The organism is Patescibacteria group bacterium, from assembly GCA_018900835.1.
Classification (GTDB): Bacteria; Patescibacteriota; Minisyncoccia; order Minisyncoccales; family PEYH01; genus PEYH01.
The window spans coordinates 1-21,132 of the sequence record JAHIFQ010000015.1 but is presented as its reverse complement, the minus strand read 5'-3'; the positions used below and the strand labels follow the sequence as shown (position 1 = coordinate 21,132).

General features: G+C 39.4%; 10 protein-coding genes, 2 tRNA genes and 1 rRNA gene. All 13 read right to left on the bottom strand.

What is annotated here, in order from left to right; genetic code table 11:
* Positions 1-709: 709 nt before the first annotated feature.
* The 13 genes from KJ562_02680 to KJ562_02620 all read right to left on the bottom strand — a co-directional run bounded on the left by KJ562_02680 (position 710) and on the right by KJ562_02620 (position 20,658).
* Entirely contained in the window at positions 710-1,363 is a 654-nt protein-coding gene (locus tag KJ562_02680; GenBank protein MBU3964597.1) for a hypothetical protein, read from the bottom strand.
* A gap of 25 nt (positions 1,364-1,388) precedes the next feature.
* A 23S ribosomal RNA gene (locus tag KJ562_02675) occupies positions 1,389-5,438 on the bottom strand.
* A gap of 262 nt (positions 5,439-5,700) precedes the next feature.
* The gene (locus KJ562_02670) at positions 5,701-6,375 is read right to left on the bottom strand and encodes a hypothetical protein (GenBank protein MBU3964596.1); all 675 of its coding nucleotides are present in this window, start codon (positions 6,373-6,375) and stop codon (positions 5,701-5,703) included.
* Positions 6,376-6,616: 241 nt separating this feature from the next.
* The gene (locus KJ562_02665; protein ID MBU3964595.1) at positions 6,617-7,033 is read right to left on the bottom strand and encodes a retroviral-like aspartic protease family protein; all 417 of its coding nucleotides are present in this window, start codon (positions 7,031-7,033) and stop codon (positions 6,617-6,619) included.
* Between the two features lie 2 nt (positions 7,034-7,035).
* The gene (locus KJ562_02660; protein ID MBU3964594.1) at positions 7,036-7,245 is read right to left on the bottom strand and encodes a hypothetical protein; all 210 of its coding nucleotides are present in this window, start codon (positions 7,243-7,245) and stop codon (positions 7,036-7,038) included.
* 38 nt (positions 7,246-7,283) lie between these two features.
* Positions 7,284-7,357, bottom strand: a tRNA-Ala gene (locus KJ562_02655).
* Positions 7,358-7,362: 5 nt separating this feature from the next.
* A tRNA-Ile gene (locus KJ562_02650) sits at positions 7,363-7,435 on the bottom strand.
* A 92-nt stretch (positions 7,436-7,527) separates the two neighbouring features.
* On the bottom strand, positions 7,528-8,727 hold the full coding sequence (locus KJ562_02645; GenBank protein MBU3964593.1) for an ABC transporter permease: 1,200 nt from the start codon (positions 8,725-8,727) through the stop codon (positions 7,528-7,530).
* 2 nt (positions 8,728-8,729) lie between these two features.
* Positions 8,730-10,019, bottom strand: a complete 1,290-nt coding sequence (locus tag KJ562_02640; GenBank protein MBU3964592.1) for an ABC transporter ATP-binding protein — start codon at positions 10,017-10,019, stop codon at positions 8,730-8,732.
* A 12-nt stretch (positions 10,020-10,031) separates the two neighbouring features.
* Positions 10,032-17,291, bottom strand: coding sequence for a fibronectin type III domain-containing protein (locus tag KJ562_02635; GenBank protein ID MBU3964591.1), 7,260 nt, complete (start codon positions 17,289-17,291; stop codon positions 10,032-10,034).
* A gap of 390 nt (positions 17,292-17,681) precedes the next feature.
* Positions 17,682-18,815 (bottom strand): ATP-binding protein, encoded by a 1,134-nt coding sequence (locus KJ562_02630; GenBank protein ID MBU3964590.1) that lies wholly within the window; start codon positions 18,813-18,815, stop codon positions 17,682-17,684.
* Between the two features lie 425 nt (positions 18,816-19,240).
* Positions 19,241-19,783: a hypothetical protein gene (locus KJ562_02625; protein MBU3964589.1), complete on the bottom strand. Its 543-nt coding sequence runs from the start codon at positions 19,781-19,783 to the stop codon at positions 19,241-19,243.
* A 146-nt stretch (positions 19,784-19,929) separates the two neighbouring features.
* Positions 19,930-20,658, bottom strand: coding sequence for a transposase (locus KJ562_02620; GenBank protein MBU3964588.1), 729 nt, complete (start codon positions 20,656-20,658; stop codon positions 19,930-19,932).
* Between the last annotated feature and the right edge of the window lie 474 nt (positions 20,659-21,132).

Below are 21,132 nucleotides of genomic sequence, written 5' to 3'. Positions count from 1 at the left end.
CCAGCACATAAGAACTTATGTGCGGGACGACTTCCCACGGTATTACCCATTCTTTAATTTTACCACAAAAGAATTAGGGCTTCACCGTTATGAGCCGATTTTAGGCATCTACCTCGCGGTAGAAGCGGCCAATCACTGTTAGCCGACATCGCTATTATCCATTATTTCTAATGGTATGGACTATATCTTCACCCTATAAAATAATTATTATATTTCATATTTGATAGGGGCTGGCGTGTTATAAAGGATATTCTAAAAAAGAATTCCCCTTATCAGCTGCATAAAATTATGCAACAAGTCTCTACAGGGTCAATCGAGCACATAAGAACTTATGTGCGGGACGACTTCCCACGGTATTACCCATCTTTTTCGATCTTGCCACAAAAGAATTTGGGTTTCACCGTTTTTAGCCAGTTTTTTGCCCTTCGAAATTACTTAGGACTATCCTGAGTTTTATCGAAGGATTTGGTATGACATTACTGTCATAGCACCCCGATTTGTTTTTGAGGTGCCGAACAGGGCCGTAGATGTGGACTCTCGGGCCCTACCAGCCTGTTCATGTTTTGGTTACATGGACTATATCTTCACCCATTGATATCTGTAAGATTACAACGGGGATCGGCGTATTGACATTCAGTAAAACAATTACTGAACGCCCCGCCTGCTCTTCCAAGCTCACTATGAGCATGGAATCATCGCAAGCAAGTCTCTACGGGGTCAAAGAAGGTAATTTATATCTCATCTGAGTAATCACGAACTCATTGATCAAGACATTAAATTTTTGTGTTTCCGAAGGAGAAAAATAAAGAACATATCCTTTATCTTTCTTATCCTTTAAAATACTTTTCAGCTCAAATCTTTCTTCAATTGACTTTTGAGCAACTTTTGCATCGTTTAAAGCAACTCTGCCTAGATAAAGATAAATAACCTTATCTCTGGCATAGTAATAACCATCGTCTAAATACCATATGGCCAATCCTAATGGATGCCTTAAATATCTTGAAAGATTTTCAGGTATCCTTTTCCCCCCTCCAGGATAAAATATTCTTCTCAATTTACCCAGAAGCGGAGACGCGGTAGATTGTCCTCTTACATAATGGTATTTTTTTTGGGTTTTGGGATGTATCCTGCTTAATTCTTTGACATTGCTCTGAAAAAATTGAGGAAATAATTCCATTTTCCATTTAAGATATTCTTTCTGCTTGGAAGAATGCTCTAATCTCAATCTCGCATTATTTTCCCCAGTTTTTTGCAAAAACCCATCTCCCAAAATCATTCCAACTAACGCTGACTCTTGTTTTTTGCTTAAAACCATGTTTTTCTTCTTGACTTCCCACGGGGTTGCCCTACTACCCCAAAACATTGTAGGGGTTCTCCGTTATAAGCCGATTTTTTAATCAAGAGATCTCTCTCTCGGGGGACAACAACCCTATTCTATTATTATAACATAATAGTTAGGTCTATCCCCGGGGTAACTTTTGTTTGATGATCTTCCTCGGTTCTATGAACCAAGGTCGGTTCACTAAGTTCCTCTTTCGAGACTGCTTGGCATATCCGCCTTGCAGTAAAGCCAGCTTATGCCTTTGTACAATCACTCCGATTTCCATCCGGAGCTAGCTGACCTTATAAACTTCTCCGTTACTTTTTAGGAGAAAAGCGCCCCACTTAAACTACCCACCAGACACTGTCTCCGCCTAAGGCGGGTTAGAACTAAGATTTTAAAAGACGGGTATTCCACTGTCGGCTCCACTCCGCCCGAAAGCGAAGCTTCAAAGCCTCCCCGCTATTCTCTGCATCCAAAACCAAAGACCAATATCTAGATATAGTAAAGCTCCCGGGGTCTTTCCGTCTAGCCGCAAGTATCCGGCATCTTTACCGGGATTGCATTTTCACCGAGCACCTCGTCGAGACAGCTCCCCAGCCGTTAAGCCATTCATGCGGGCCAGAAATTCACATTACTCCATTATTACTAATGGTACAGACTATATCTTCATCTTATTCAGAGAATATAGAATCATATTCTTTTGATAGAGACGTCTTCCAGAAGGATTCATATTAGAGACTAATTCAGCGATTTCGATTAACCCCTTCTTCCTCAAATGTTCTCCTCTTCTCATTTTCTGACAAGCTTTCTTAAAGATTTCAAAATCTTTTTGTCTGCCAGATTGTAGGGGATATATTTCGAAGTGAGGGATTATCTTTGTAGTTAAATCACTCAAGTTTCTTGTCTCGTATTTCAGCGTCTTATCGCTGACATTTTTCCTAATAAAACCACATTTGAAATAATTCCTGATTAGATATAACACTTCTGATCTGTCTTCGTTCTGTGAGACAGAAAAGCTTGCTACTACTTCCCACCCCACTATATTTCCTTTACGTGGTCTCATTGAGACACAAAAACTTCCTTCTCCGTCTACGTATCCACTTATATAGGATTCTAAATTCACTTTATTAAGAGTCGGCATATTATGTTGGTTAAATTTTCTTTTAGAAAACTCCCCATCATCCTAATTGCTTAGCAATTAGAGTCGTTACGGGGTCAATCCCGCTCTTTCTAAACTTCGAATCTTAACCGCCTTCATTATCTACTACTGCTAAACAAGTAGAAAAACGGTTTTCAAAATATAGAAAGAGCGGGACGACTTCCCACGGTATTACCCGTTACTTCTATTATTATAACATAGAAATAACTTGGGTTTCACCGTTATTAGCCGAATTTTTTCTAGAGATCACTCTCTAGACAGGCAATTTCTTACCTGGCAAGGGATTACGCTCAGGTCTGTTACTTTCCCAACTTTTTCAAGCAGGTACTAACCCAACACATAATTTATGTGCGGGGCGGAGCGAGTATTTAAACTCACTCTCTCTACCTCGCAGTAGAGCTCGGACTATATCTTACCGTTATTATTTTTCGTTTTTGACAAAAAATTAACGGTCTCGGCGTATAGTCTCTGAGGATGATAGAAATTTTGAAGCGGATGATTGATTAAATGGTTTTCTGTGGGTCATTCCTTCCACAATTTTAGCAATATTTCTCATGCCGTCTATACTCAAATGTTGACTTGTCTCTATGATTTCAGCTCATAGAGCAAATCTATTCCTTTTTTTGCTTGAGAAACATTAAATTCTGGAAAAACTTGCCAACCCATTTTGGCTCTTGGAGAACGGAATATATTGATCAAAAATGATCCTTCTCCATCTACAAGGCCGACTATCCATCCACACATTTCTATCCTTTCCTGCTGATTATCTGCACTGGAAGCATTTTTACTTGGCATAATATTTAAGGGCCAACTACCCCTTTAAATTATTTTACCATAAGTAGCTCCAGATACTCCAGACTTTCCAGCATATAGCCGAGTTTTACAAAAGCATCGTTGATACCTTTGGACGATTATAGTTATCGCCGACGTTTACTGGCGCTTCGCTCGCTTAGCCGCACACAAAAGTGCGCGACCGACGAGGTTAACGTTCCAGCACTGGTCAGGCCTCAGCCCCTATACATCCTCTTGCGAGTTGAGCAGGGACCTGTGTTTTTGATAAACAGTCGCCAGGGAAACTTTCGCTGCGCCCCATGAGATATTGCTACCTCACAGGGAGACCTTATCCCGAAGTTACGGTCACTTGATTGCCGAGTTCCTTGACGAGGTTTCACTCGTTCACCTTGGCACACTAACGCCTACCCACCTGTGTCGGTTTTTGGTACGGTTCCAATTCTTTTAGCTCTTGAGAGCTTTTCTAGGAAACTTGCTCAGCGGAGTTCACCCGTCCGAGGACGGACTTCCTGTCAGCTCTTGCCAAAGCTCAAGCCAACAACGTGAATCCAATAACTCGCCCCGCTTACTAAATTCCGCACTCTCTTGAAAAAGAATCGGAGGGCCGGAATATTGACCGGCTGTCCGTTCGGATACGCCTTTCGGCTTTTCCTTAGGTCCGCCTAACCCTTGGCTGATTGTCATTGCCAAGGAAACCTTGGGTTTACGGTGTTCCGAGTTTGCATCGGAATTGTGGTTACTCATGCCAACATTCTCACTTCTCTCAACTCCACCAAACCTCACGGTTCGGCTTCAGTGTCGAGAGAACGCTCCCCTACCACGCCAGCGCAAAGCGCTGACATTCCTATCTTCGGTATTAAACTTTAGCCCCGTGAATCTTCGGCGCAAAACTCTTTGACTAGTGAGCTGTTACGCACTCTTTAAAGGATAGCTGCCTCTAAGCTAACCTCCTAGCTGTCGAAAGAATCTCACCTCCTTTGATGCACTTAGTTTAAATTTAGGGACCTTAGATGAGGATCTGGGCTGTTTCCCTTTTGTCCACGAAGCTTAGCCCTCGCAGACTTACTTCTCCATAAAATACATTCTGGTATTCGGAGTTTGGTTGGAAAATCCGGATAAATCCAAGAAATTCCATCCAGTGCTCTACCCCCAGAAAAATATGAAGAGCTAGCCCTAAAGCTATTTCGGGGAGAACCAGCTATTACCAAGCTCGATTAGCTTTTCACTGCCTGCCCCAGGTCATCCCAAGGAATTGCACGACCTACGGGTTCGGACCTCCTCCCACCTTTCGGCGGGGTTCATCCTGCCCAGGGCAAAATCGCCTGGCTTCGGGTCTATAGCACACAACAAAGTCGATAAATCGACTACGCACTATTAATACTCGGTTTCCCTGTGGCTGTGCCCCAGAGGGGCTTCGCCTGGTTGTGTACTATAACTCGTTGGCTCGTTCTACAAAAAGCACGCCATCACCCTGAGCATAACAAAGTTATGCGAAGGGCTCTGACTCATTGTAGGCATAATGGTTTCAGGTACTATTTCACCGCCCTCACCGGGCTACTTTTCACCTTTCCCTCACGGTACTGGTTCACTATCGGTGACCGGTTAGTATTTAGCCTTAGCTGATAGTTCAGCTTGATTCCCGCCAAGTTATCGTTTCCGGCGGTACTCAGGAAAAATTTCAAGAAGCATAAAATCATTTTCGCTTACAGGGCTATCACCTTTTTTAGCTGCTCTTTCCAGAGCATTCAACTAACAATTTTATGAATTACTTCCTCAGCAATCCAGCCCTCTAAGCATGTGCCGAAGCACAACGCCTAAAGGGCAAGATCCTGATGAAATTTCCCTACAACCCCAAGCACATAATAAATTATGTACTCGGTTTAGGCTACTTCCTGTTTCGCTCGCCGCTACTAAAGGAATGCGTCATTGATAAACAATGACATTTTTTTCTTTTCCTCTGGATACTGGGATGTTTCACTTCTCCAGGTTTTGCTCGTACTGCAAGCAGTACGCAACATTGGTTTACAATGTTAGGTTTCCCCATTGGGAGATCTTCGGGTCAAAGGTTGCTAGGCACCTCACCGAAGCTTATCGCAGCCACGCCACGTCCTTCATCGCCTTCCGGTCCCAAGGCATCCACCATCTGCCCATAAAAAATAAAGTTACCTCGATTTCCTTTCTAAACTTCCTTAACTTTTGTTATTTATTTTTCAATGTTCTTGCCCAACACATCTGTCTTTCTATCCCTTTATCTTTACTATCAAAAAACCGCTTCAAGTGAAGCGGTTTTTTGATAATCAAAATCAAAATGCATCACATACCGCTTCCTTGTTTATTCATTATATAATCAGTAATACTATTTATCATAGCTACAAAGAAGTGTATCAAAAATTAAAATCTTGTCAAGTTTTTTCTGTGGATTAATCTACCTTGAGAATTTGCCCTTTAATTCGTGCAGAAAACCAGAAGCTGATTCCTTTCCTCCAAGACCAAATGCCAATCCTCCTGCAATGGCAAGGAAGGCGACAATGCCTTGGAAAATAACCAAGATTAAACTTCTGCCAATGCCTAATTGGATTAAAATTGCGGAAATACCGAATGTCCAAATAGCCCACTTGGTAATAGTCCCTGCCAATTTACTGTAACCCACTTTGGTTCCGTGAACACTTGCTCTTACTAATTTTTCTGAAATTGAAGCAATGATTACAGTGGCAACAAAGATTAACACAGCAGCCAACAGATTTGGCAGCCAATTAACCACTTGTCCTAAAAATGCGCTGAATTGAGTAAGTCCCAATACCTCTACTGAAATAGACAGCACAACTATCACGAGAATCCACTTTATCAATGACCCGATAAACTCGGATGGCTTTGCTTCAAATTCTGCTTTTTCCAATGCCTCTGTCCACTTCCTTGCCTGAAAAAGTTTATCAAGCTGCAATCTCTTTAGAACCTCCTGAATAATCCGTCCTATAAAAACAGCTATCAACCAACCGATTATGAAAACAATAATTGCCATAATCAGCTTAGGAATAAAATCCAAGAAGCCAATCCAAAAATTTTCTACGCCAGCCCACGCTATTGTTGTCCAAGCATCCATATTTTTATTAATTAAAATTTTTGTTTAACTTTTGCCCGACCTTTTTTTCGCCGACCTTATGTTCAAAACAATGCCCTCCGACACAAGACGGCTTAACTTAGTATTATAATATTTTACCTCATTTTCCAGTAAATGGGCTGTGGAAAACTTTTCTTCCACAAAAAACGCCCTTTCGGGCGTACGGGCGTTTTTTGTCCGTGGACTTCGTAAGATTTGATTGCTTCCCCACATAGTTTTATTTCTATTTATTTACTGGCGTAATTTCAATAGAATTATGATCTTTTTCAAATTTTATTTTATAAGCATCAAAGAATCCCTCTTGCCCCAAAATAGCAAACACGCCGGAAACATCTGCAAATCCTGCTGGAATTTCTATTTCTTTCTCTGTTCCTATAATCCGAAGTTGAATTTTATGGATAAAGGTTTTAATCTTGCCTCCTTCAATTCCGCCAAAAAACTCCTCTCTGCCTTTTTCTATATCTAATCCAATTTCTCTGCCTATGTCGCTATGAAACAAACATTTATCTGCCCCGGAATCAATAAGAGCATCGACCATGACGCTCTTCTTGGGACCAATTAACATAATGGGTATTATTGGTCTGCTAATCCATTTTCCTGTTGGGCCATTGCCAGGAATCTTAAAGTAAGAAAATTTCATAATCAAAAAGAGGGTATATAATTTACATCAAATGGGGGCAGTTTGATAAAAACATATTCCTTGTTTTTCTTTTCTGCTTTTTGTTTTGCCTCCCTCAGGTTTTTGCCAGTCCCTAAAACTTCTCTATGGTCCAAAGACAAAGCCACCCATTTGTTTTCATGAGGTCTTAATTTTTGAACAAGATTAATAGATTTCAAATTTGAATTCTTCATATTTTTATTATAACTCTTAGAATAACAAAGTCAATTCGTGGACCGTGCCAGATTCGAACTGGCGACCTCCTCGTTGCAAACGAGGCGCTCTACCAAACTAAGCTAACGGCCCGCATGTGGGCGCGGATGGACTTGAACCATCGACCCCGTCATTATCAGTGACGTGCTCTGCCAACTGAGCTACGCGCCCATTAGATTTTGTTAGCAAATGAAATGAGCTTTACAAAATCTTATGTCCTGAGGAGTCCCGAGCGAAGCAAGGGGCGACGAAGGACTATAAAACTATTTATACCGTAAGGCGTCCAATGGGTCAAGTTTAGCTGCTTTCCTGCCTGGGAAAAATCCAGCAGCCAAACCAACAGAAGTGGACACTACAATCAAAGTGATAATAAACCAAGCTGGATAGTAAAATAAACTAATTGATTTTCCTCCAAAAGCTCCGGCAATTATATTTATTGTCAAATTAAATAAAGAGCCACCCAAAATTCCGAGTATCAATCCAGCCACTCCACCTAAAAATCCCATTACTGTTGCCTCGCTCATGAAAATTGTTAAAATATCTTTTTTTGAAGCGCCTGTTGCTCTCATAATTCCTATTTCATTAGTGCGCTCTAATAGGGTAACAGTCATTGTGTTGACCATTCCAATGGCTGCAACAAACAAAGCAATGGCGCCAAAAAATCCCAAAGCAAATTGTATTCCTCTAAAAATTTGATTTGCCTGATTTACTGTTTCAGACAAAGAGATGACTTGAAAACCTTTATCAATTAAAGCATCGCTTACAGGAATTATGCTGGCCTCTTTAGTAACTCTTACCTTAGCTGATTCGTATTCAAAGATATCAACCCTTTTTTGCAAATCCGATAATGGAAAGAATATAAAGACAGATTCCGTTCCAACAACTACTCCCACAATTTTATACTTATCGTCAAATTGGATAAATTCCTCGCCACCAACAGCAGATTCTCCTAAGGCGCCTGAAATCTGAACCTCGACTTCTTTGCCTATAATCTCGCTATTAGTTTCTGCTCCAAAAAGCATCACAACTGCTTCTGAAACAAGAACTTCTTTTTTTTCTTTTCCCATTTCCTCACCATCTTTAACATTGATTCCTTCGTATTTCAAATAGTTATCATCTATTCCTTTAAGAACTATATTCCCGATTAAATCCCCCATCGCAATTTGGGCAGGATAACTTACAATTGGCGAAATATCTTTAATGCCCTCTATTTCCCTCATTTCTGTTAACGCCTGGTCATTGATTATAATCACATCAGGTTGGGTGCTGGAAATAGTCAAGCTCAATAAAGTGTCGCTACTTACAATATTAGATAAAATCAAATGTTGGAAACCATATCCAAGACCTATCAAAAATAAAACCGCACCAGTCCCAATACCCATACCGAAAATAGTCAACCAGGTCCTAGACGGCCTAGTTCTAAACATTCGTAATGAAAGTTTTAATGAATCAGAAAATTTCATAATTACGACTGTGATAAAATAACTTCTAATTTCTTGGCTAATCTCCTTGCTGTGGAACGCTTAAGACCAACTCCCCCGTCTTTCACTGGTCTATCTAAAAGTTCTTGAAATAACTTTTTATCCCAAGTTCCTTTTATTCTCTGTTCTATCCCCTCTTCAATTCTTTGGGCTCGAAGATAAGAAAGTTCTCCCTTATAATCATCAAGCAATAATCTTCTTAGCTTCATTATCAGTTCTAACTGCTCTGATACTGGTATTTCTTTTCCGAGCTCAACCCTTAAGGTTTCTGCTCCTTTCAAAAGTTCTTTTATTTGGTCAACAAACCTCTGGGCTGTCTGCTTGTAAAGACCAACTCCGCCGTCTTCTATGGGTTTGTCTAAAATAGAATATAGGTCATCAAAATTAATCCTTTTTTCCAACACATCCTTAATTGATTTTTCAAGAATTTCGCATTGGTATTCGCTCAATTCCCTAGTCAAATAATCAGCCAAGACCTTTGCTTTCAGCTCGCCGACTAAGGCGTGCGGATATGTTTTCGCCATTCTGAATAAGGCCTCGTGGACATGCTCTCTTTCTGTCATTTTGCGAAATTGTTTTTTCTCTGGATTAATAACCTCGCGGATAATTTTACCATCCTGCATAAAATAAGCTCTGTGAGCGTAATGTAAATATCTCTGGTCATGGGTGACTAAAATGATTGTTTTCCCATCTTTATCATTGATATCTTTCAATGTCTCCATTACTGTCCCCGCTGACTTACTGTCCAAATTGCCAACTGGCTCATCAGCTAAAATTATTTGCGGGTCGTTCATCAGCGCTCTTACAATGGCAGCTCTCTGCTGCTCACCGCCAGATAATGCAGACGGAAATTTTTTACTTTGGGGCCAAATTTCAAAACGCCTTAAAAGCATTTCCGCCTTTAACTCTCTTTCAACTACACCCTCGTTTATAAACATCTTGGGGAGAACAGCGTTCTGCATAATATCCAAAGTAGGTATCAAATGATACGCTTGAAAAATTATGCCCATTGTTCTTCTGCGATGTTCAACTAAGTCGCTCTCACTAAAATCAGCAACATTCCTGTTATTGACAAAAAGAGAGCCCAAGCTCGGTTTTCTAAGTCCTAAAATAACATAAAGTAAAGTTGATTTTCCACAACCAGACGGACCAAACAAGACAATATATTCCTTTGGGTATATTTCTATGCTCACATTATCCAACGCCCGATTCTCATTGGAACGACCAGCATTGTAAATAACGCTCAATCCTTGAGCCTTTATTAAGGGTTCCATTATTTTATTGTTTTATCTTAATCTTTTTGTCCATCCGAATATTTCTTCAAAATTCCTAATTATCATTTCAAGCACGCTCTCTGTGCGTTGCGGAGTAAGGATAGTAAATTCCTTTGACCTGGCAGTATTTCCAGCAATATCCTTTGATTCTACCCAGAATCGGTAGACCGTAGATGGTTTAAAGCGAGTGGTCACCACCACATGTTTATTGGTCAAAGCCGTATCCACAGTAGAGCTGAACACTTGCGCATTTGTCATTGACCCTTCTTTCCAGAAAAGCTGACTGGTCGCTGGTTCGTTGGTCTGCCAATCAATAATGGTCTGAACTTTTAATTCCTGTCCTGGATAAAGCGTGGAGTTTGCTCTTACTTGAGTGATTGTTGGGGCAACACTGTCTTTGCCTGTGGTGAACTCAATATTTGTACTCTTAGCTTCATTACCAGCTTCATCCCGACAAATTACCACTGCTGAATACTCGGTGTTAAGAGCAAGTTTTTCTAATTTAAAGACATGGCCTTTAATTAAACTCTTGTCTCCTTGGCTAAGGGTCTTTCCTGTTTTCAAATCAGTGTATTCAACAATGGAGCTGGCCGGGATATTGGTGTCCCAAGTAAATTCTGCGAAATCCTGGCCAAGTTTTGTCATTCTTAAACCAATAATCTCAATTCCAATTGGCTTGGTCTTAAATGTCGCGTCAACGCTCTTAGCTACTGGTCCTATTTTTCCTTGCGAACGAATTTGATAATGATAAGTGGAGTCCGGTTTCAAGTTCAAAAGCTCAACAAAGTGATAAGTTGCCGATTCTTCGCGGTTCCCAACAACATACCTGTAAGCATCAGGGGAATTAGGGCTATATTGTCCAGTAGGCGAATAAGCAACCATACTATTCGCATTTTGATCAGTCACCCAAATAATCCTTGCTGAATCAGAAGTTGTCTCTACCACAGGATATTCTCCGGCAATAAATGGCGGTTCCATAATCCTTTGAGCTGTTTCTTCTATTATTGCATAAATGTCTTGCAATTCTTCGCTTGTGGTAATGCCCCCAATTCTTTCCATAATCTGCTCTATTGTAATTTCCCCTATTGGTAGCTCTGCCACTCCTGACATAGTTGTGATGCTATTGTCTGTTCCCCTGCCAATATTTCCCCAATCATCAATAGAAACTGGTCTTAAATGATAAGTGGTATTGGGAAGCAAACCGTCTACAACAACTGTATGCTCTAATTCTGTTGCTTCGTAAAACCCTTGTGATTGGCCATAGCTGGCAGTTGTCCCATACTCAACTAATCCGCTTGCTTTTTCATCTGTCTTCCAGTAAACCTTGGCAGAAATGGCAGTTATTTCGTCTATCTTTAAATCGTTGATTGTAGGCGGTTTTTGGTCTGCTCTTTCATAACTGATTCCTCCGCCTCCGCCTCCGCCGACATACACGGTCTGGCCCGGCTCTCTCGTGGTAGTGAAAGTGTAACCACTGCCTGAATTATCATCTGTTGTGGAATTATCAGCAGAATCTTTTGAAATAACTTTATAATAATAAGTGGTCTCCCTCTCTAATCCCGTAACTGTTACTGAATGCTGATAAGTCAAAGTAGAATCCTCTGTTGTTTGGGAACCGTATGTTGTAGAGACCCCATAAACAACCTGTGAAGTTGATAATTCATCCGTATTCCAAGTGATGGTTGCTGATGTGTCTGAAATAGTGGAAGCAGTAACGCTTGAAATAACAGGGCCAGTAGTATCTGCTGTTGTTGTAAAAGTATAATAACTCCCTGAATTATTATCTGTGCCAATATTGCCTGAAGAATCCTGGGACCGCACCTGATAATAATAAAGGGTTCCTGAATCTAATCCAACCAAACTTACCGAGTGACTGGTTGCGGAGTCAGTAATCTGGCCTGCCATAGAGCCAAGCGATACTGTTGTGCCATAGTCAACTATTGAATTTGAATTCTCATTAGTGGTCCAAATAATTACTGCGGATATAAGAGTAATAGACCCAGAAGAAACGCTGGAAATGACTGGCGCAGTGCTGTCCTCTTTAGCTCCAGTGGTGTCAAAAGAAGAAATACTTGAAGTAGCAGAATTATTGTAGGCATCTTTGGAAATTACCCGGTAATAATAAGTGGTGTCAGATGTCAGGCCTGATACGATAACGCTGTGTTGTTGCCGAAGATTAGTAATTTCTGTAGTAGCAGTTGAACTTGATAAATCGCTGTTCAAAGAATATTCTGCCTGCGATGTAGCATCTTCATCTGTATCCCAAGTGATGGTGGCAGAATTTCTATCTTTTACCGGAACCGCAACATTGCTGATAACCGGCGCTGTGGTGTCTGATGTGGCAGTAAAACTATAATAACTTCCGCTATTGTTGTCTATTGTGATATTACCAGCAGCGTCTCTTGATTGAACCTGATAATAATAAGTTGTGCCTGGGGTTAAATTTGTTAAGGAAACAGTATGCGAAGTTGTTGAACTGGCATTGCTACCAGCAACCCTATCCAAGCTTGAAGTAGCAGAACCGTAAGTAACTATATTGTCAGTATTTTCATTTGTAGTCCAGGTTATATCAGCTGTTATTAGGGTGATATTGGTTGCCTGAACACTAGAAATGACTGGTGGAGTAATATCCGCTGCTGATTCTGTGGTAAGAGTGTAATCCTGTGATACGCCTTCGTTGCTGTCAGAATCAGTGGACCTTACTCTGAAATGATAAGTGGCTTGAGACAAAAGCCCTACTAAAGTCACAGAGTGGGAAGTCGCAGAATTATATAGCCCTTGCGAATAACCATAGGCAGTATCTAGCCCATACTCAACAAAAGAATTAGCGCTTTTATTAGTACTCCAAGTAATGGTTGCAGTGTTTGAACCAGTATCAATAATTTGGACATTGGAAATTACTGGCGGGTCTGATACAGAAGTGAGGGTGGTAAAAGAGTATCCCTGTCCACTATTACTATCAATTTGTTGATTGCCAGAAGGGTCTTTTGATTTTACTTGGAAATAATAAGTAGTATCAGGCCATAAGCCAACCAAGGTCACTGAATGGCTTGTTGCCATTGTCGGCAATCCTTGTTCATGTGAATAAGTGGTTGTAGCAGCGGAAAAACCAATATATGAATCAGCTACTTCGTCTGTGTCCCAGGTAATTGTAATTGATGTTTTGGCTGGCTCGCCTATTTGGACATTGGAAATAGTTGGAGCAGTGCTGTCACTCGGGTCTCCGCTGGTGGTAAATGTGTAGTCGCCAGATATGCCTTCATTCCCAGCTCCATCAACCGACCTTACTCTAAAATGGTAAAGCGTGGCAGGCAAAAGGTCTTGGGGCAAATTAACTGAATGCGAAGTCACTGAATCGTCTTGTCCGTAAATTCTTCCATAAGAAGTGGATAAACCAAATTCAACAAAAGAAGATGAGTTTTCATTAGTTGTCCAAGTTGCTGTGGCAGTGTTATATGCAATGCCGGAAGTCGAAACATCAGAAATGCTCGGCGGAGTAACATCTTCACTTGAAGCGCTGGTGCTAAAACTATTTTCCGCAGATATTGATTCATTGCCCGAAGAATCAGTTGAACGCACTTTGAAATAATAATTAGTTGAGGGACTTAATCCATGTATAGTAACCTCGTGCGAAGTCACATAAGCAAAATCACCCTGTATTGTGCCAGAACTGAATCCCGAACTAATAGAGTATTCCACAAAGGAAGTGGATGATTCATCAGTGTCCCATGATATTGTGGCAGAGTTTTCGCTAATATCAGATACAATAATCGGTGTGAAAATAAACGGACCTGTCTGGTCAGGGGTCGCAGTGGTAAATTGACCAATGGTTGAATCAGAGCAGTTGCTGGAAGCATCGCATGAATGGGCCTTAAAATAATACGTGGTTGTGTGGACTAAACCTGTAAGCGTAACAGAATGAGCAGTACCATATCCGCTCACCCCTTGGGTTGGAGAGCCCTCGGGAACCGAGGCATTAGTGGAATAAATAACCTGCGAAGTTGATATTTCATCTGTTGACCAGGTGACAATGACTGAATTGATTGTCGGTGTGGAAGTGGCGACTCCTGATATTGCAGGCGGAACATTATCAGCAGGATTCCCACCTGCCTCCATTGACACGGTTGTGGAGTAGTCGGAATTATTAATAATGTCGTCAACAGACCGTATTTTATAATAATATGTATTGCCCTGGACAAGGTCAATTTCCAACTTGTAATTAAGATTAATATCAGTAATAGTGTCATACAAGGCGAAATCGATTCCGTTTGTTGAGCGATAAATCTCGTACCTTATCCAGTCAGAAACTGTGGCCTTGTCCCATGTAACAAACAGCCGGAACTGGCTTGTGCTGGCATTAGACACATCCTGAATAAAGGAGTTGGATGGTATGGCTGGCGGATTATTATCCAAAGTAATGGTATCAGTGTAAGGTCCGATTTCATTGCCCTTTGTATCTTTGAATTTTACATAAACTGTTTTCACGCAGCCATACTCCTGGTCTGCGCAAAACTCATCTAACGACCAGTTGGTTGAAGATGCGTATGACTCATAAACTTCAGTGTCAAATGTTCCGTCATTAGATAAGATAAATTCTAAAGCAGTATCATCAGTGCTTGCAAGATGAACAATATTGCTCAAAACATTAGTTTTCTCTATCCCTTTGCTGGTAGTGGCATTTCCGTTTATATCTATGCCTGTACTGCCCACTGCTGTTAAGCCAATTACTGGGTCTTTGGTATCAAATTCAAAAACAGACGAATCCGCTGAACCCGCTTGTCTGGCAGCATTGCCGTCATTTGCCACCACCCTAACTTTGACTGTACTGGCTGCGTAATAACCGTCAATGTCTGTTTTTGGAGTCCAAACAATCGCCTTTCCGCTGCCAGCTGATATACCAGACCCAATATCTCCTGTTGCGGTATTCGCTTTAATCCAAACCGTTCCGCCTGACGAATGTGTCGCCTTATAATAAACAGTATTGTTAGCTCCTCTTGTGCACCCTGTTAAATCATTTCCGCTTTTCCCAATATAAGTAATCTGTTCAGAATCAAGTTGAATGGTCCCTGAATTAGCCAAGTAAGTGGCGTCAGAAACAGAAATCGTAGTAACATCCGCGTCAATATCTCCATCCAAAGTAATTCCTAAATCGTAAAAAAGATAAATCGTGCTTGTCGCCTCTTCTGCGTCTGTCCAACCATAACTAATATTCACTGCCCCAACAGAATCCTGTGAACCTGTTACATCGGAAACAGTGGGCGCAGTATTAACAACATAAGTCATTGTTACATCGCTCAAAACCGGAGTTTGATCCAAAGAGTCAGTGATTAAGAAAACTTTGTACTGAATCCATTGGTCATCAGCAGCATCTTTAAATATCGCATCAATCGCCTCTCCGCCGGCATTATCAGTGAAATAGGTGTTAGTGTCGCATCCTGCTGCTCCATTATCAGGTCCGCACCAATCAGTCCAAATATTTGGGGTATCATCGCTTGGGTCAGCTGGCGTGCTATTATCATCATTACTCGCTGTTCTTATCTGGAAAAGAATCGTTGTGCCACCAGCCAATGTCTCGCTCCAAGAAAGCTGGGCCAAGGTGACTGCTGGGTCAGTAGTGTTGTATGGAGAAGATACCAATGGGGCCATAGGAGTAAGAGGATAATGGTAAATTGTGTCTGAAAATGCCTCCCCGTCTCCGTCAAAGCCAGCAAAAACATATATCTTATTTTCCGAAGAATTAAAAACAGCTGATGCGCTTTTTAAATTTTTTGCCAAAGGATTTGCTTGCGCAGCAGGGCTGGCAGTGCCATCAAATTTTAAAACTTCGTTAAGATAAAACGAAGTGTCTCCGGTTAAACGATAACCGCCAAAAATATACATTTTTTTAATACTCGCATCGCCGAAACTATAATAATAAGCTGCTGTGGTGTAAGCTCTTTTACTCGGCATCATATACCCTGTATCAGAAGCGCCAGCAGTTGGATTTAGAGGATTAAAAGAATATATTTTATCCGAATAATCTCCTGCGGTATTGTCATAACCGCCGAAGATATAAATCAACCCGTTAACTGGGTAATATACTGCTGAACTGCCTTTAAGCGCTGGCAAAGACCCTGCGGTAATTGTAGAAGTTGCTCCTGTGGATGGATTAAATTCAATAATCTCATCTAAATATGTCTGGTTTAGTGAGCCGTCTAAATAGAATCCGCCAAAGATGTAGAATTTATCAACATTAGGCGCATAAACAGCTGGCGCATATTCCCTGCCAGAAGGCAAAGAATAAGCAGTGCTCGTGGCATCGCCTGAAGGACTGGCAGGATTAAAAGTATAAATAGTGCTGTTGAATTGAGAATTAGTATTGTCGTATCCGCCAAAGATATATATTTTTCCATTATCAGGATTCAGGTCTGCTGAATGTCCTCTTAATTGAACAGGCAGAGAGCCCATGCCTGTTGTTGTAGCAACATCAGTAGATGAATTATATTGCACTATCTCTGTTAAAAATCTCGGGTCATCCGAGCCATCTAAATCATACCCGCCGATAATGTAAAACTTATTAGAAGTAGTGTCGTAAACAGCCGGAGCATCGTATCTGGCAGTTGGCAAAATGGCGGTTTTAGGAGGTAGGGTTGCGCTTGTTTCATAACTAACTTCGCCTGCAACAGATATTTTAATATCACTCGCCTTAGACCAGTATTTTGTCCAATTAGTTTGATTTGTCGGATGTAAAGGATAATTGACTTGGTCCTCTCCTCCTGACCAATCTGTCTGAACCCATTGATAAGTTACGCTGGAGGTAAAATATATGTGATAAAACAGGAATCCTCCAAGCCCGATTATACAAACAGCAAAAAATGCGCTCATAATCCTCTGCCATTTTTTGTGAAAAAATTTAATATTCAACTTAATCGGCAATTTCGGTAATTTTAGATGCCACTCTAAATGCCAATCAAGATTTTCGCGATAAAACTTTACAAAATCAAGTTTAATCGCCCAACCAAAGTATAATGGCAAAACTAATCCTTCTTTTTGAACCTCAAGTTTTTTGGCTTTCTTATTCTTTTGGAGTTTTTGGGGGTCAAGCTTTGATTGACTCAAAAATTCTTTCAACCACACCCTTGTAGTAATCCATTTCTTATTAATTTTTATCGCTTGTAATTTTTCCTTTTTCGCCAACAAACTCAAATAAGCAGAGGAATATGTCTTGCCCCTTCTTCGCAAATATCTTCTTGCCTCTTCGAGCGATAAATATTTTTTTCTAAATATTACCACAATACCAAATAACTCCCCTGCTCCTAAGCAGGCCTTTAATTGTTCTTTATTCTATTAAATCTATTTTAAACTAATTCTCAAAAAATTCAAAGCAAAAGTAGTGGAGAAATAGTGGAAAACAAAAAACCCCTTCTTGGGGCCCTAACTAATCACTAATTATTGATTATTGATTATTGATTATTTTACAATCCTGTACTTCACAATCGCCCAGAGGCCCCTTAATCCGTCAACCCAATAAATCTTTTTTCCCTCGCTCTTCTAATAAAATGGCTAATAAAATGATAATAAATTCGGAACAACGATTCTTAGAGGTCTTCCCATACTCATTCATCTTATCATAATTCCTCTTTCAATAAAATAGAATTGACACTATTTTACCATTTTAGCGCCTTAACCTCTTAAACCAATGAAATCTAAATAATTCTCTTTATTGATTACTTTATATTGGGCATTCTTATAACTTCCAAGCCAGTCCTTTGGCTCTTTTATTTTTGCTTTAGGCGACCATTTGATTTCAAATCCATAAAGTTTGCCGTTTCTTTCTTCTACTAAATCGACTTCCTGCCCATCGTAAGTCCGCCAGAAATAACTATCTCCCGACCTCGCTTTATAACTATTGTCTTTCAATCTTTCCATAACAACAAAATTCTCAAATAAAGCGCCGACATCATCTCTATCGCTCAAATTATTAAACTGAGAAATAACTGCATTACGGACTCCATTATCATAAAAATAATATTTTGCTTTTCCAGAAACTTCCTTCCGTAAATTTCTATTAAATCCCCCGATTCGTTTTAAAACAAAGGCCTTTTCTAAAATATCCAAATATCTGCCCACTGTCTTAACATCCAACCTCACTTGAGTAGCCAGCTCGCTTAAAGAAACCTCGCTGCCCACTTGGAAAGCAATTAATTTTAATAAATCAAGTAATTGTTTTGATGCCTTTATTTTATCCAAACTAAAAACATCTTTCAATAAATACGAATTAACTAATTCGTTTAATAAAGATATCTTTTCTTTGTTACTTTTGGCAGTAATGATTTCAGGATAAGAACCAAAAATCAAAAATTCTTCAAGTTTCTCTTTTAATTCATATTTATTATATTCTTCCAAAAGCTCCACTTGAGAAAAAGGATACAGAATTAGTGTTTTCTTCCTACCAGTAAGTGGTTCGCCTACTTTTTGCGCCAAATCAAAAGAAGAAGAACCTGTAGCGATTATGCTTAAACCAGGCACTTGGTCAATGAGAATTTTTAATCCTATGCCGATGTTGGGAATTTGCTGCGCCTCATCTATTGCGATAAGTTGATAACCAGCAGCATACTCCTTAATTTGCGAGAAATTTTGAGAGCTGAAAATTTCTTGAATCCGGATATTGTCTCCAGAGTCCAATTTATATTTCAATTTAGTAAATGATAAAAAATCATTAAGTAAGGTCGTTTTACCCACTCTACGAGGACCATAAATAATCAGAGCTTTGTTTGGTTTTATTAACTTTTCTAAATTATAATAACGTTTAATCATAGTTTTGCTTATCCTTAAATTTATAAGAATTTATGGAATGACACTCCACATATTTACATAATATCTCTTGCAAAATCGCCTGTCAACCATAAGATATTCACAAGCAACAGGGAAATCGCACAAATCGGCACAAATCGGGGACGTGTACTATTTATTCTATTTATTTTCTTAAATCGGGGACGTGTACTATTTTTTCTGTACTCCTAAGCAGGCCTTTAATTGTTCTTTATTCTATTAAATCTATTTTAAACTAATTCTCAAAAAATTCAAAGCAAAAGTAGTGGAGAAATAGTGGAAAACAAAAAACCCCTTCTTCAAGATTTTAATTATTCTACCTTTTATTTTTTGATATTCCTTTCTGCCTGCTTTTTATTCAAAGCATGAAGCATAAATAAAACACAACGAAAAACAAAAATCAATGTGGATTATTTACAACAGCGGAACGCGCGAGAATTAGATGTTGCGCTTTCAAAGTTTTCAACATTTTGACACGAGCCACTCCCTACCACATTGACATCTCCGTGTTCACACCAATTATCCACCCACTCATAATCATCAATACCATTTGTTAAAACACCATCAAGACAGGACTGATACCACTCGTTAAATTCACATAATCTCGCTCCATCGTAATTATCAACACAATAATCCCAGGCTGCATACCAATCTAAAATGTCGCCAGAGTTTGCTTCATCTATCTGAATACAATATGTTCCAATGTCAGCAAATCCTGTTTCACAAGACATATCATCTACAGAAGAATCTGGAACATCTGGTTCCGCATCATTAACATCATATGTGGCCTCATCATCTATAACATCCACTATATCTACTTTTAAATAAGAAAAACTATCAGTAAATAAAAAGATGAACAGCAAAGTAATTGTTATTCCTAAACAAAAACCAATAATGATGCTTATAATTTGGTTTTTCAAACTATGATTCTTTTTTGAAGATTTTGCTTTCATTATGAATATATTATAGCAACAAAAAAGAACTTTAGGAAGTTCTCGTTTGTTGATGCCGAAATCGGGGACGTGTACTATTTATTCTATTTATTTTCTATTCTTTAAATCGGGGACGTGTACTATTTTTTCTCTAATTTTTTTATTTACTATTCTTTATTATTCCCCAACGGACGGCCTCTCTTTGCTGGTTCTATCCTAATACCCTCCTTTTGTAATCCTATTTTAAATTCTTGGCTTCCCAAGATTTTATTTTCTCTAAAACCGAACTTTTTATCCGCTTCATTTTTCCCCAACTCTAAGCTTAAATTCCTATAAACTTCTTGACGTTCTTTTTCTGTATCACCAAATTCTTTATAAAACGGATTTTCATCTAAAAGTTTTATCAATTTTTTCTCTCCCTTTATATTAGTAATTGGAATCACAATTGGTATCCCAGAAACATAAACTTGATAACTTGACCAGGGCCAGTCTTCCGAATTCTCCACTAATCCTGCTCTTTTAGGATTTCTCTCAATATAAGCTCCACAAGCCAACAAATAATTATCCTTCTCAATAATCATATTTTTAAAACGCCCCTGCCATAAATATCCAACTGTTCTGTGTTTTGAATGATGGCTTCGGGTATAGCTTGCCGTAATGTCGTGCATTGCTTTGGAAATAAGTTTGGCATCTCCCACTTCTCCGAGAAGATGAAAATGATTAGGCATCAAACAAAAATGATAAAGCTTGAACCCCCACTTGTCTTTATAAAAAGCAACAATGGAAAGAAATGTCTTAAAATCTTCTTTATTATGAAAAACCTCCTGACGGCCGTTTCCTCGATTAATAATATGAAAAATGGAATTATCTAAAATTACGCGTGGTCCTCTAGGCATAAGTTTATTCTTTCTTATTTAATTTAAATATAAACACATTCTTATTATTATATTATTATAAACAAAAAACTCTCATCTAAGAAGATGCGAGTGAATAAAATGGTACACGTCCCCAATTAACCCAATTAACCCAATTAACACTTGAGCTAATTATAAAATGGTACACGTCCCCAATTTCCAATGGTACACGTCCCCAATTTAATTTTTCGGATAGAATTAAATCGTACACGTCCCCAATTAGCAATTAACCAATTAAGTAAGGGGTAACCCTTGGGCAAGAAGAATAAAATGGTGCACGTCCCCAATTTATTGTGAATAAATAGATAAATAGTGCACGTCCCCAATTAACAATTACTTGGGCAAGAAGAATAAAATAGTACACGTCCCCAATTAACAAAAAAAGCCTAAGGGTTAACCCTTGGGCAAGAGAATATGCTCATGCGTACCAAATTCCTAAAAGAATAAAATAGTACA

Bases quoted from the DNA above. Each gene is read 5' to 3' on its own strand.
- KJ562_02680 (MBU3964597.1), bottom strand. From the start codon at position 1,363: ATGTTTTGGGGTAGTAGGGCAACCCCGTGGGAAGTCAAGAAGAAAAAC.
- KJ562_02640 (MBU3964592.1), bottom strand. From the start codon at position 10,019: ATGGAACCCTTAATAAAGGCTCAAGGATTGAGCGTTATTTACAATGCT.
- KJ562_02625 (MBU3964589.1), bottom strand. From the start codon at position 19,783: ATGAAAGCAAAATCTTCAAAAAAGAATCATAGTTTGAAAAACCAAATT.
- KJ562_02670 (MBU3964596.1), bottom strand. From the start codon at position 6,375: ATGGATGCTTGGACAACAATAGCGTGGGCTGGCGTAGAAAATTTTTGG.
- KJ562_02630 (MBU3964590.1), bottom strand. From the start codon at position 18,815: ATGATTAAACGTTATTATAATTTAGAAAAGTTAATAAAACCAAACAAA.
- KJ562_02660 (MBU3964594.1), bottom strand. From the start codon at position 7,245: ATGAAGAATTCAAATTTGAAATCTATTAATCTTGTTCAAAAATTAAGA.
- KJ562_02620 (MBU3964588.1), bottom strand. From the start codon at position 20,658: ATGCCTAGAGGACCACGCGTAATTTTAGATAATTCCATTTTTCATATT.
- KJ562_02665 (MBU3964595.1), bottom strand. From the start codon at position 7,033: ATGAAATTTTCTTACTTTAAGATTCCTGGCAATGGCCCAACAGGAAAA.
- KJ562_02645 (MBU3964593.1), bottom strand. From the start codon at position 8,727: ATGAAATTTTCTGATTCATTAAAACTTTCATTACGAATGTTTAGAACT.